Origin of the sequence: Aeromonas sp. QDB68 (assembly GCF_027707405.1) — a bacterium.
Lineage (GTDB): Bacteria > Pseudomonadota > Gammaproteobacteria > Enterobacterales > Aeromonadaceae > Aeromonas > Aeromonas caviae.
Genome location: NZ_JAPCIQ010000006.1, coordinates 90,628 through 101,747, shown reverse-complemented (window position 1 = coordinate 101,747; position 11,120 = coordinate 90,628). Strand labels below are relative to the sequence as shown.

Sequence of the window (11,120 nt, the reverse complement as noted above, 5' to 3'; positions counted from 1 at the left end):
AGGGACTCAAACTTTCCGGGAGGACAGGCGTGAATGAAGTCGAGAGCTTGGTCGATACGCATAAAAAAATCCGAAACACAACAAGGAGTTTCGGATTCTTACACAGCCTGAGGATCGGTCAATGGATCCTTAACTGATCGGCATTAGCGCAGGGGCGCCGGCTTTTTCTTGTTCGGGAGCGTGGGGCGCTTAGCCCAGGATCTGGTCCCGGTGCAGCCCCAGCACGATCAGCAGCCCGATGAAATAGAAGGCGCTGAGCTTGATGCCGAGAATGGTGAGCAGGCCGGCGCACAGACGCACCAGGGCCTTGTGCAGCCAGGATCCGGTGAAGCGGTACATGATCACTCCACCGCGTCGGCCGGCGCGAACTCCGGCACCTTGGCCATGGCATCCAGCACCACTTGGATGTCGGCCCCCGGCTTGCAGGCATTCTCGCTCAGATGGCGACGCCAGGCGCGCGCCCCCTGCATGTTCTGGAACAACCCCAGCATGTGGCGGGTCATGTGGGAGAGGTAGTTGCCCTTGGCCAGCTCCTGTTCGATGTAGGGCAGCATCATCCGCACCACCTCGTGGCGGCTTGGCACGGCATGGTTCTCGCCGAACACCAGATTGTCCACCTGGGCCAGAATGTAGGGGTTCTGGTAGGCTTCGCGGCCCATCATGACCCCATCGAGGTGCTGCAGATGTTCAAGAGTCTGTTCCAGACTGGTCACTCCGCCGTTGATGGCAATGGTCAGTTCCGGGTAATCCTGCTTGACCTGGTAGACGCGAGGATAATCGAGGGGCGGGATCTCGCGGTTCTCTTTCGGGCTCAGGCCGCTCAGCCAGGCCTTGCGGGCATGGACGATGAAGGTATCGCAACCGGCGTCCCGTACCTGCTCGATGAAGGCCTGCAAGAACTCGTAGGAGTCTTGCTCGTCGATGCCGATACGGGTCTTCACGGTGACCGGAATGTCGACCACGTCGCGCATCGCCTTGACGCAATCGGCCACCAGCGCGGGTTCGCCCATGAGGCAGGCGCCGAAGCGGCCGTTTTGCACCCGATCGGAAGGGCAGCCGACGTTGAGGTTGACCTCGTCATAGCCGCGCTCCTCGGCGAGCCTGGCGCAGCGGGCCAGGTCTGCCGGGTTGCTGCCACCCAGTTGCAGGGCGAGAGGGTGTTCCTGCTCGCTGTAACCCAGATAATCCCCTTTGCCATGGATGATGGCGCCCGTGGTCACCATCTCGGTATAGAGCAGGGTCTGGCGGGTCATCAGACGGTGGAAATAACGGCAATGCCGATCGGTCCAGTCCAGCATGGGGGCGATGGAAAAGCGCTGCGCCTGCATAAAAATCATCCGGGTTGGCCAAACAAGGGGCGGGATTCTATCACAACGTGAGACAGCCCCAGAAAATGAATTTTGTCGCCGCGCACTGGGGGCCCTGTGATAGTATCCGGCTAATTGACAGGGTATCTGCGTGAACATGAATCAAGACCAACTTCTACAACGAGCGGAACGCCTCTGCGAGCAGCGAGGGATCCGTTTCACCCCGACACGGCGCCAGGTGTTCCGGCTGCTTGCCGCCCACGGCAATGCCATCAGTGCCTATGATTTGCTGGCCCAGTTGCAGCAGACCGAGGCTCATGCCAAACCGCCTACCGTCTATCGGGCGCTCGACTTCCTGCTCGAACAGGGCTTTGCCCACAAGGTGGAGTCGCTCAACGCCTTCATCTTCTGCTGCCACTTCGACCATGCCCACCCGATGCAACTGCTGATCTGCGATCGTTGCGGTGAGGTAGTGGAGCTGCACGATCCCGCCATCGACGGCGCCTTTTCCGAGCAGGCTCATCAGCATGGTTTTACTATTACCAACAAGACCATAGAAGCCCATGGTCAATGTGCCCGCTGTTCCGTTACCGTAGGAAGTCAAGATGAAGGCTGATTTTGTAAACCCGTTCCTGCTCTCCCTGCTCAACGTGCTCTCCACCATGGCACAGCTGGAACTCAAACCGGGCGCGCCCAAGCGCAAGACGGACGAGCTGGCTCGGGGAGATGTCTCCGGCCTGATTGGCATGGTGGGTCCGCAGACCCGGGGCTCCCTCTCCATCAGTTTCGAGAAGGGGCTGGCATTGGAGATCATGCGTCGCATGCTGGGGGAGGCGCCGGCCACCATCAACGAGGAAGTGACCGACATGGTGGGCGAGATCACCAACATGGTGACGGGCGGCGCCAAACGCATGCTGGGGGAGAAGGGCTATGAGTTCGACATGGCGACCCCGGTCATCGTCTCCGGTCCCAATCACACCATCACTCACCGGGCCGACGGCGCCAAGATCATGATGCCGTTCGAATCGGAGTATGGCCGTGCCACCATCGAGATCTGCTTCGAGTAATCGCCATGTGGAAGATGCTGAAATGGAGTGTCATCGGTGGGGTGGTGCTGCTTATCCTGTCGGATATCGAGATCAGCACCTCTCTCTACAAGTACGAAGACAACCGCGTGGAGATCAACTTCCCGCGCTGGCAGGCTGACCAGCCCTGGTGCACCCTGCGCTGGCATGAGGGCCGGTTTGAGCATCACTGGTACGGTCTTGCAGGCAAACCCAAGCCAGCAACCGTCCTCTGAAGAGCGCTCTCCACAACGGATGAACCAGATTGCACCAACAAAAAAGAGGCCAGCAAATGCTGGCCTCTTTCATTTGGTCAAGATCTGTTATCAGGCCGCTTCTGCAGCCAGCTTGCCATTGCCACGCACCATGACACCGAGGCCACAGGCCAGCAGGGTCGGCAGCAACCAGGCCAGGCCTTTGTCAAACAGCGGCAGGAAGGCGAAAGCATCCATCTTCATGCCGGCGGCGCCCAGGCCGTCCAGGCAGCCGAACAGGAAGGCGACCAGCAGCACGGAGCGGAACACCAGGCGGGGGCGACCGAAGTAACCCTTCAGGAAGGTGACCAGTACCAGCGCCACGGCAACCGGGTAGATGGCGACCAGCACCGGAATGGAGAGGCTGATGAGCTGGCTCAGGCCCACGTTGGCCACGATGCCGCAGATGACACCCAGCAACACGACCAGCTTCTTGTAGCTCATGCCGGTCAGGTTGTGGAAGAAGTCGGAGCAGGCGGAGATGAGGCCGACGGCCGTGGTGAAGCAGGCCAGGGTGATGATGGCTGCCAGGATGAACTGACCCGGTTGGCCGAACAGACTCAGCACGTAGGCGTTGACGATGGCACCGCCGTTGCTCACGTCTGTGGCGACGCCGGCAGCGGTGTTGCCCAGCTGGAACAGGGAGACATAGACCACGGAGAGACCGATGGCGGAGATGATGCCCGCGATGGCCAGGTACTTGAACTGGCTCTGGTAGTCATGGATGCCTTTCTGGCGCAGCAGGTCGACGATCAGGGCGCCGAACATCAGGGACGCCAGGGTGTCCATGGTGTTGTAGCCTTCCAGAATGCCCTTCACGAAGGGGGTGCTCTGGTAGTCACCGGATGCGGCAGGCATGCTTCCTTGCGGTGCGACGAAGACACCGATGGCCAGGGTCAGCAGCAGCAGCATCAGCAGCGGGGTCAGGTACTTGCCGATGGCATCCATCAGCTTGCCCTGGTTCAGGGAGACCAGGATGGCCACGCCGAAGAACAGTACTGTGTAGGCAGCCAGACCGGATGGTCCCATGTCGCCAAGGAAGGGCTTGAGGCCCATCTCGTAGGCCACCAGGCCGGTACGGGGGGCGGCGAAGGCCGGGCCGATGATGATGTAGATGGCGACGGCCAGTGCGGTGGCCACGCCGGCCGGCAGCAGCTTGGTCATGCCGGCCCAGCCGTTGCCAGCCTTGGCGACGGCGATGATGGTGATGAGGGGCAGGCCCACGGCGGTGACCAGGAAGCCCAGCATGGCCAGGGAGAGGTGCTCACCCGCCATGAAGCCGGCCAGGGGCGGGAAGATGATGTTGCCTGCGCCCAGATAGAACGCAAAGGTCATGAAGCCCAATCCGAGTACATCGGACAATGTGAGTGATTTCGTCAAGTTCAACCTCGTCTGTCTTGTAAACTATTGCTTGTTATAGTTTTTTATTTGTCAGTGACCGGCACTTTCCGGGGGTAAAAAAAAGAGCCCCGCTGGTTTTTTCATCGCGACCAGTGGTTTGAACTGGTCTTGAGCGGGCGCTCATTTAGCAGTCAGCATAATGATGTGAAAAAATAGTTCAAGGCAAAATTTACATCTTCAAATAGAAGGGGCTGGTTAGTTGGATATATCTGTCGGAATAGCCTCCTGTGGCAGAATGGATCACAATTTCACCCCTCTCGCACTTGTTTAATCCTCTGCCAAGCAGCAATAAAACACGATTTGCCTCTTTCCCCTCTCTGGTAGTAACAGCCAGATAACAACGCTCATACAGATCATAACTCGACGAAATGCATAAAATTTCATCCGCCATCGCCGTGGGCAGCACCAGGGCCAGTTGCCCGGTACGGCTCAGCAGGCGATCGCTGGCGGCCAGCAATCCCCTTGGGTCGAGCCCCCCGGTATGACGGGCCAGAGCCCTGGCCGGATCGCGAAGTGTCTGGCCTGCCGGGAAATAGGGCGGGTTGGAGACGATGAGATCGTAAGGGGGGGCGAGGTGATCCTGAATGGCGCTCTCTATGATGGTGACCCGCTCACGCCAGGGGGAGGCCGTCACATTCTCATGGGCCTGCATGGCTGCATCCTTATCCAGCTCCACCCCGTCTATGTGGCAGTCGTTCGTGCTGCGCTGGGCCAGCATCAGGGCGATGAGGCCGCTGCCGGTGCCGATGTCCAGCACCCGGCGGGCGCTGTCGACCGGCGCCCAGGCTCCCAGCAGAATGCCGTCCGTACCGACCTTCATGGCGCAGCGGTCGTGATCGATGTGAAATTGCTTGAACGTGAAACCGTTGTTGCGCCCCATTCGGCCCTCCTCCTGTGCCTGCCCGCGGAAAATGGCCGGCGATTATAGCGGCTAAGCCACAGTCACCATAGGAGCCGGCGGCATAATCGCCTATAATCTGCCGCTTCCTTAATGACCGAGTATTGCCATGAGCCAGTCCTTTGATGATTTCGACCTGAATCCAGCCCTCAGTCGGGCCTTGGCCGAGATGGGATTCACCCGCCCCACCACCATCCAGCAGATGGTGCTGGAGCCAGCCCTGGACGGCCGCGATATTCTGGCTTCTGCGCCGACCGGAACCGGCAAGACCGCCGCCTTCCTGCTGCCCGCGATGCAGCACCTGCTGGACTTCCCGCGTCGCAAGCCGGGTCCGTGCCGCATGCTGATCCTGACTCCGACCCGCGAGCTCGCGCTGCAGGTGAGTGCTCACGCCAAGGCCCTGGCGGTGCACACCCATCTCAGCATCGAGACCATCATCGGTGGTGTCAGCCATGAAGAGCAGCTGCCTGCCCTGACCAAGACCACCGACATCGTGGTGGCCACCCCGGGCCGTCTGCTCGAGTACATCGAGAAAGAGGAGTTCGAGAGCCACGACATCGAGGTGCTGGTGCTGGATGAAGCGGACCGGATGCTGGACATGGGCTTCATCAAGGACGTGAACCGCATCGTGGAAGAGGCGCGCTACCGCAAGCACACCATGCTCTTCTCCGCCACCCTGGAAGGGGCCGGCCTCGAGAAGTTTGCGAGCGAGATCCTCAAAGACCCGGTTGAGCTGCACGCCGAGCCGCCCCGCAGCGAGCGCCGCCCCATCACCCAGTGGATCCACCTGGCCGATGATGCCGCCCACAAGCTGGCTCTGCTGGTGCACATCCTGAAAAACCCGGAAACCCAGAAGGCCATCATCTTCGTCAAGACCCGTGAGCGACTGGCGGAGCTTTCCGGCCAGTTGCAGGCGGCAGGCGTGCCCTGCGCCTGGATCCGTGGCGAGATGGAGCAGGCCAAGCGCATCGAGTCTATCCGCAAGTTCCACGAAGGGGAGGTGCCCTTCCTCATCGCCACCGACGTGGCCGCCCGCGGCATCGACCTGCCGAACGTCAGCCATGTCATCAACTACGACATGCCCTACGGCGCGGATGTCTATGTGCACCGCATCGGTCGTACCGGTCGTGCCGGCAACCGTGGCTGCGCCATCAGCCTGGTGGAAGCTCACGACATGGCCATGGTCGCCAAGATCGAACGCTACACCGAGGAGCGCCTCAAGCGCCGGGTGATCGATGAGCTGCGCCCCAGACACAAGGAAGCGCGGGTGCCGGTGAAGAAGAAAAAACCGAAGGATGCCAAGAAGTCGGCAAAGAAGAAAAAGAAGTAATGCCCCCGAGCACAGTTGAAACGGCCATCCCAGGATGGCCGTTTTGCTGTCTGCTGTCTGCTGCCTGGGGAGTGCCCTGAGAGAGGCGCAGAAAAAAGCCGACGCAAGGACGTCGGCCAACAAAAAGTGCTTACAACAGAGGATTCACAGAGTCAGACCCGAGGATCTCCGACTTGGTTCCCTTGAATGTGTAATTAATTTTCAGCGCGCTTGAACATCAGGGTATTGACGTCGGACTCTTCCGGTACGAAGTAGTAGCCGTCGGCATTGAAACCGGTCAGCTGTTCCACCCGGGTGAGCCGATGCTTGATGATATGGCGTGCCATCATGCCGCGGGCCTTCTTGGCGTAGAAGCTGATGATCTTGAACTGGCCGTTCTTCTCGTCCTTGAAGACCGGGGTGATGATGCGCCTCTGCAGGGCTCTCGGGCGCACCGACTTGAAATACTCGTCGGAGGCGAGGTTGATCAGCACGTCGTCCCCCTGGGCCGCCAGCGCCTTGTTCAGGTGCTCAGTGATGATGTCGCCCCAGAACTGGTAGAGGTCCTTGCCGCGCGGGTTGTCGAGGCGGATCCCCATCTCCAGGCGGTAGGGCATCATGAGGTCAAGCGGCCGCAGCACGCCATAAAGGCCGGAGAGCATGCGCAGGTGGGCCTGGGCGAAGTCGAGGTCGGCCTCGCTGAAATCTTCTACGGCCAGACCGGTGTAGACGTCCCCCTTGAAGGCCAGCAGCGCCTGGCGGGCGTTGGCCGGCGTGAAGTCAGGCTGCCACTCGGCAAAGCGGGCGGCGTTGAGGCCGGCGAGCTTGTCGCTGATCTTCATCAGGCTGGCGATCTGGTCCGGGCTCAGTTGACGAGCCCGGGTGATCAGTGCTGCGGAGTGGTCCAGCAGTTCGGGTTGGGTGAAACGGGAGGTCACCAGGGGTGACTCGTAATCCAGCGTCTTGGCCGGGGAAACCACAATCAGCATAACTGTCCTTTACTAGCGGTGACGCACGCCCCTCATTCATCCAGGGTCACGTTGTCGAGAGTGCCTGCGCCCAGCTGCTCGCGACCCGACAGCTTGATGAGCAGTCGCAGGTCGTTGGCGGAGTCGGCATGGGCAAGGGCCTCACTGTAGCCAATTTGGCCGGCGCAGAACAGGCCGAACAGCGCCTGATCGAAGGTCTGCATGCCGAGCTCGCCGGATTTGGTCATCACCTCCTTGAGTCTGTGCATCTCTCCCTTGCGGATGATGTCGGTGACGAGCGGGGTGTTGAGCAGGATCTCGAAGGCGGCGACCCGGCGCTGCCCGTGAGCGGAGGGGAGCAGCTGCTGGGCGACGATGGCGCGCAGGTTGAAGGAGAGATCGAACAGGAACTGGCGGTGCTTCTCCTGGGGGACCAGATGCAGGATGCGATCCAGCGCCTGGTTGGCATTGTTGGCGTGCAAGGTGGCGAGGCAGAGGTGCCCCGTCTCGGCGAACTGGATGGCGAACTCCATGGTCTCCTGGGAGCGGATTTCACCGATGAGGATGACATCCGGGGCCTGGCGCAGGGAGTTTTTGAGGGCGACATCGAAGGATGCGGTGTCGATCCCCACCTCCCGCTGGGTCACCAGACAGCGATCGTGCTGATGGACGAACTCCACCGGATCCTCCACCGTCAGGATGTGGCCGTCACCGTGCTGGTTGCGAAAGCCGATCATGGCCGCCTGGGTGGTGGACTTGCCGGCGCCAGTGGCGCCGACGAAGAGCACCAGCCCGCGTTTGGCCATGGCGACCTCCTGCAGGATGGGAGGCAGCACCAGCTCGTTAAAGGTGGGGATGCGGGTCTCGATGCGGCGCAGCACCATGCCCGGCATATCCTGTTGCCAGAAGGCGCTGACCCGAAAGCGCCCCAGCGAGCCTCGCTGGATGGCGTAGTTGGCCTCGCGGGTGTGCAGGAAGCGCTCGAAGTGGGTCTCGTCCAGGCTCTCCCTGATCAACGCCAGCGCCGTCGTCTTGTCGAGGGGAGCCGGTCCGAGCGACACCAGACGCCCGTTGACCTTGAGGGTCGGGGGGGCATCGACCGTGATGAAGAGATCCGAGCCCTTTTGTTCAACCAGTGCGGCGAGCAGAACATCCATGTTCATGGCGACTCCTTGGGTGTGCGAGCTTAAATGGTATTGGGATCGACAGCCTTGGCCTTGGCATCAAGGGAGGCGACGACCCCCCGGTTGACCAGCTGCTTGAGGCTCTGGTCCATGGTCTGCATGCCGTGGGTCATCCCGGTCTGGATGACGGAATAGAGCTGGGCCACCTTGTCTTCCCGGATGAGGTTTCGCACCGCCGGGATCCCCAGCATGATCTCGTGGGCCGCCACCCGGCCGCCACCGATACGCTTGAGCAGGGTCTGGGAGATGACCGCCCGCAGGGATTCGGAGAGCATGGAACGCACCATGTCCTTCTCCGAGCCGGGGAAGACGTCGATGATACGGTCGATGGTCTTGGCGGCCGAGGAGGTGTGCAGGGTGCCAAATACCAGGTGACCGGTTTCGGCGGCGGTCATGGCGAGGCGGATGGTTTCGAGGTCCCGCATTTCACCTACCAGGATGATATCCGGGTCTTCCCGCAGGGCCGAGCGCAGGGCGTTGCTGAAGCTCTTGGTGTCGCGGTGTACTTCCCGCTGGTTCACCAGGCAGCGCTTGTTCTCGTGCACGAATTCGATGGGATCCTCGATGGTGAGGATGTGGTGGTGGAAGTTGTCATTGATGTAATCGACCATGGCGGCCAGGGTGGTGGATTTGCCCGAGCCGGTGGGTCCAGTCACCAGCACCAGGCCGCGAGGGTACTCCGCTATCTTGCGAAATATCTCCGGCGCCCCCAGATCGTCCAGGGTCAGAACGGTGCTCGGGATGGTACGAAACACGGCGCCCGAGCCGCGCGCCTGCTGGAAGGCGTTGACCCGAAAGCGTGCCATGCCGGGTACTTCGAAGGAGAAGTCCACCTCGAAGTTCTCCTCCAGCTCCTTGCGCTGGTGGTCATTCATGATGTCGTAAATGAGAGCATGGACTTCCCGGTGATCCAGGGCGGGTAAATTGATCTTGCGAACCTCCCCATCAACCCTGATCATCGGGGGGACCCCGGCCGAGAGGTGTAGATCCGAGGCCTTATGCTTTACACTGAATGCCAATAACTCTGTGATATCCATAGATTTGTTATTCTCCCATCACAAGATTACGAACGAAATATGAGCCAGATTGCCCAGCACCTGCTTCAGGTAAAGGAACGTATTGTAGAGGCTGCCCGGCGTGTTGGCCGCAGCCCAGATCACATCCAGTTGCTTGCTGTCAGTAAAACCAAGCCGCTGGGGGACATTCAGGCTGCCTATGCCGCCGGCCAGCGGCGCTTTGGCGAATCCTACGCCCAGGAGGCCGCGCTCAAGATTGATGCCTTGCGCGAGCAGAACGCCTGTACAGACATAGAGTGGCACTTTATCGGCCCGCTGCAATCGAACAAGTCCAAGCTGGTGGCGGAGCGGTTCGACTGGGTTCAAAGTGTCGATCGCGACAAGCTCATCGAACGCCTCAACAACCAGAGACCGAGTGGGCTCGCGCCGCTAAATATCTGTCTGCAAATCAATATTAGCGGAGAGAGCAGCAAATCCGGTACGTCGGAGCAAGAGATTTTCCGCCTGGCCTCCCTGGTGGCCCAAAGCGAGCGGCTGCGGTTGCGCGGCCTGATGGCCATCCCCGAGCATACCTGCGACGAGGGGGTGCTGGCGGCCCAGATGGCGCGCATGCAGGCTCTGTTCACCGAACTTGCGCAACAATACCCGAGCGTCGACACCCTTTCGATGGGGATGACCGAGGATCTCGAGCCGGCCATTGCCCACGGCAGCACCATGGTGCGGGTCGGGACCGCCATCTTCGGGGCCCGTGACTATTCATGAGCAAGAGCCGGGGCGAAAAACACCCCGGTCGTGCTTTTTTTCAGGTAAACAGGCGCGTGTGATGCTGTCAGCCCGCACAGGTTGGGTCGGCATCCGCTGCGATGTCAGTAACAGGAGTGTTTGATGCAGCAGAGAACCCTCGCCTTCATCGGGGCAGGCAACATGAGCCGCAGTATCATTGCCGGCCTCATCCAGGCGGGTTACCCGGCAGAGCGTATCATCGCCGCCAATCCCAGCCGCCCCAAGCTGGACGAACTGGCCAGCCAGTTCGGCATCCGTATCACCCAGGACAACGCCGAGGCGGCCCGCGAGGCCGAGGTGATCGTGCTGGCGGTCAAGCCCCAGCTGATGGCGGGCATGCTGACGGCACTGGTGGCCGAGCTTGGCTCGCTGGATGGCAAGTTGCTCATCTCCATCGCCGCCGGCATTCGCGTCGCGCGCTTGCAGGAGATGGCAGGCGGTCACGAGCGCATCATTCGCACCATGCCCAACACCCCCTCCTTGCTGGGGCTGGGGATGACCGGGCTCTATGCACCGCCCGCCATCGGGCAGGCCGATCGGGCGGTGGCCGAACAGATGATGCAATCCGTGGGCAAGACCCTCTGGGTGGATGAGGAGGCCGGCATCAACGGCGTCATCGCGGCGGCGGGCAGTGCCCCGGCCTACTTCTTCCTGTTCATGCAGGCGATTGCCGAGGAGGCCGAGGCCATGGGCTTTACGCCGGAGCAGGCTCGCCTGCTGGTGCAGCAAACCGCCCTGGGGGCGGCCGCCATGGTGGAACAAAATCCCGAGCTGTCGCTGCAGACCCTGCGCGAGCAGGTGACCAGCAAGGGCGGGACCACGGCCGAGGCCGTCAAGACATTCCAGGAGCAGGGGCTGATGCCGCTGACCGCAAGAGCCATGCAGGCGGCCGTTACCCGGGCCGGCGAAATGGAAACCCTTTTCTGAATCCCTTTT

The 11,120-nt window shown here is 61.1% G+C and carries 13 protein-coding genes; 6 read left to right on the top strand and 7 right to left on the bottom strand.

All coding sequences use genetic code 11. The features are described from left to right. Nucleotides 1-189: 189 nt before the first annotated feature. Nucleotides 190-339, bottom strand: a complete 150-nt coding sequence (locus PG892_RS03930; protein WP_080944170.1) for a hypothetical protein — start codon at nt 337-339, stop codon at nt 190-192. A 2-nt stretch (nt 340-341) separates the two neighbouring features. Beyond that, entirely contained in the window at nt 342-1,328 is a 987-nt protein-coding gene (dusA, locus tag PG892_RS03925; protein WP_103260859.1) for a tRNA dihydrouridine(20/20a) synthase DusA, read from the bottom strand. 136 nt (nt 1,329-1,464) lie between these two features. Here dusA and zur point away from each other — a divergent pair, with 136 nt between their 5' ends. The 3 genes from zur to PG892_RS03910 are packed head-to-tail and all read left to right on the top strand — an operon-like array spanning nt 1,465 to nt 2,607. Beyond that, nucleotides 1,465-1,923 (top strand): zinc uptake transcriptional repressor Zur, encoded by a 459-nt coding sequence (gene zur, locus PG892_RS03920; protein ID WP_049636537.1) that lies wholly within the window; start codon nt 1,465-1,467, stop codon nt 1,921-1,923. Beyond that, nucleotides 1,913-2,374: a chemotaxis protein CheX gene (locus tag PG892_RS03915; protein WP_010673043.1), complete on the top strand. Its 462-nt coding sequence runs from the start codon at nt 1,913-1,915 to the stop codon at nt 2,372-2,374. Before zur ends, PG892_RS03915 begins: the two co-directional genes overlap by 11 nt. 5 nt (nt 2,375-2,379) lie before the next feature. Continuing rightward, nucleotides 2,380-2,607 carry a hypothetical protein gene (locus tag PG892_RS03910; protein WP_049636474.1) on the top strand — a complete coding sequence of 76 codons (228 nt, stop codon included), beginning with the start codon at nt 2,380-2,382 and terminating at the stop codon, nt 2,605-2,607. A 90-nt stretch (nt 2,608-2,697) separates the two neighbouring features. On the opposite strand, the gene brnQ is transcribed toward PG892_RS03910, so the two are convergent. Further along, nucleotides 2,698-3,960 (bottom strand): branched-chain amino acid transport system II carrier protein, encoded by a 1,263-nt coding sequence (gene brnQ / locus PG892_RS03905; RefSeq protein ID WP_045523295.1) that lies wholly within the window; start codon nt 3,958-3,960, stop codon nt 2,698-2,700. Between the two features lie 235 nt (nt 3,961-4,195). Then, nucleotides 4,196-4,906, bottom strand: a complete 711-nt coding sequence (locus PG892_RS03900; protein ID WP_049636473.1) for a tRNA1(Val) (adenine(37)-N6)-methyltransferase — start codon at nt 4,904-4,906, stop codon at nt 4,196-4,198. 127 nt (nt 4,907-5,033) lie between these two features. On the opposite strand from PG892_RS03900, the gene srmB reads away from it, so the two are divergent. Next, entirely contained in the window at nt 5,034-6,254 is a 1,221-nt protein-coding gene (gene srmB / locus PG892_RS03895; protein WP_041210934.1) for an ATP-dependent RNA helicase SrmB, read from the top strand. A gap of 194 nt (nt 6,255-6,448) precedes the next feature. Here srmB and yaaA read toward each other — a convergent pair whose 3' ends face one another. From yaaA to tapT, 3 genes are read right to left on the bottom strand one after another with little or no spacing between them, the layout of a single operon-like run. Next, nucleotides 6,449-7,222 (bottom strand): peroxide stress protein YaaA, encoded by a 774-nt coding sequence (gene yaaA / locus PG892_RS03890; RefSeq protein ID WP_161470418.1) that lies wholly within the window; start codon nt 7,220-7,222, stop codon nt 6,449-6,451. A 32-nt stretch (nt 7,223-7,254) separates the two neighbouring features. Then, nucleotides 7,255-8,364: a PilT/PilU family type 4a pilus ATPase gene (locus PG892_RS03885; RefSeq protein WP_161470417.1), complete on the bottom strand. Its 1,110-nt coding sequence runs from the start codon at nt 8,362-8,364 to the stop codon at nt 7,255-7,257. A 23-nt stretch (nt 8,365-8,387) separates the two neighbouring features. Then, nucleotides 8,388-9,422 (bottom strand): type IVa pilus ATPase TapT, encoded by a 1,035-nt coding sequence (gene tapT, locus PG892_RS03880; protein WP_010673050.1) that lies wholly within the window; start codon nt 9,420-9,422, stop codon nt 8,388-8,390. 39 nt (nt 9,423-9,461) lie between these two features. On the opposite strand from tapT, the gene PG892_RS03875 reads away from it, so the two are divergent. Then, nucleotides 9,462-10,163 (top strand): YggS family pyridoxal phosphate-dependent enzyme, encoded by a 702-nt coding sequence (locus PG892_RS03875; protein ID WP_042014924.1) that lies wholly within the window; start codon nt 9,462-9,464, stop codon nt 10,161-10,163. A 123-nt stretch (nt 10,164-10,286) separates the two neighbouring features. Beyond that, a complete protein-coding gene (gene proC, locus PG892_RS03870) occupies nt 10,287-11,111 on the top strand; it encodes a pyrroline-5-carboxylate reductase (RefSeq protein ID WP_201901732.1) in 825 nt (274 codons plus the stop codon). Nucleotides 11,112-11,120: the final 9 nt, after the last annotated feature.

Bases quoted from the DNA above. Each gene is read 5' to 3' on its own strand.
- PG892_RS03930 (WP_080944170.1), bottom strand. From the start codon at position 339: ATGTACCGCTTCACCGGATCCTGGCTGCACAAGGCCCTGGTGCGTCTG.
- dusA (WP_103260859.1), bottom strand. From the start codon at position 1,328: ATGCAGGCGCAGCGCTTTTCCATCGCCCCCATGCTGGACTGGACCGAT.
- zur (WP_049636537.1), top strand. From the start codon at position 1,465: ATGAATCAAGACCAACTTCTACAACGAGCGGAACGCCTCTGCGAGCAG.
- PG892_RS03915 (WP_010673043.1), top strand. From the start codon at position 1,913: ATGAAGGCTGATTTTGTAAACCCGTTCCTGCTCTCCCTGCTCAACGTG.
- PG892_RS03910 (WP_049636474.1), top strand. From the start codon at position 2,380: ATGTGGAAGATGCTGAAATGGAGTGTCATCGGTGGGGTGGTGCTGCTT.
- brnQ (WP_045523295.1), bottom strand. From the start codon at position 3,960: ATGACCTTTGCGTTCTATCTGGGCGCAGGCAACATCATCTTCCCGCCC.
- PG892_RS03900 (WP_049636473.1), bottom strand. From the start codon at position 4,906: ATGGGGCGCAACAACGGTTTCACGTTCAAGCAATTTCACATCGATCAC.
- srmB (WP_041210934.1), top strand. From the start codon at position 5,034: ATGAGCCAGTCCTTTGATGATTTCGACCTGAATCCAGCCCTCAGTCGG.
- yaaA (WP_161470418.1), bottom strand. From the start codon at position 7,222: ATGCTGATTGTGGTTTCCCCGGCCAAGACGCTGGATTACGAGTCACCC.
- PG892_RS03885 (WP_161470417.1), bottom strand. From the start codon at position 8,364: ATGAACATGGATGTTCTGCTCGCCGCACTGGTTGAACAAAAGGGCTCG.
- tapT (WP_010673050.1), bottom strand. From the start codon at position 9,422: ATGGATATCACAGAGTTATTGGCATTCAGTGTAAAGCATAAGGCCTCG.
- PG892_RS03875 (WP_042014924.1), top strand. From the start codon at position 9,462: ATGAGCCAGATTGCCCAGCACCTGCTTCAGGTAAAGGAACGTATTGTA.
- proC (WP_201901732.1), top strand. From the start codon at position 10,287: ATGCAGCAGAGAACCCTCGCCTTCATCGGGGCAGGCAACATGAGCCGC.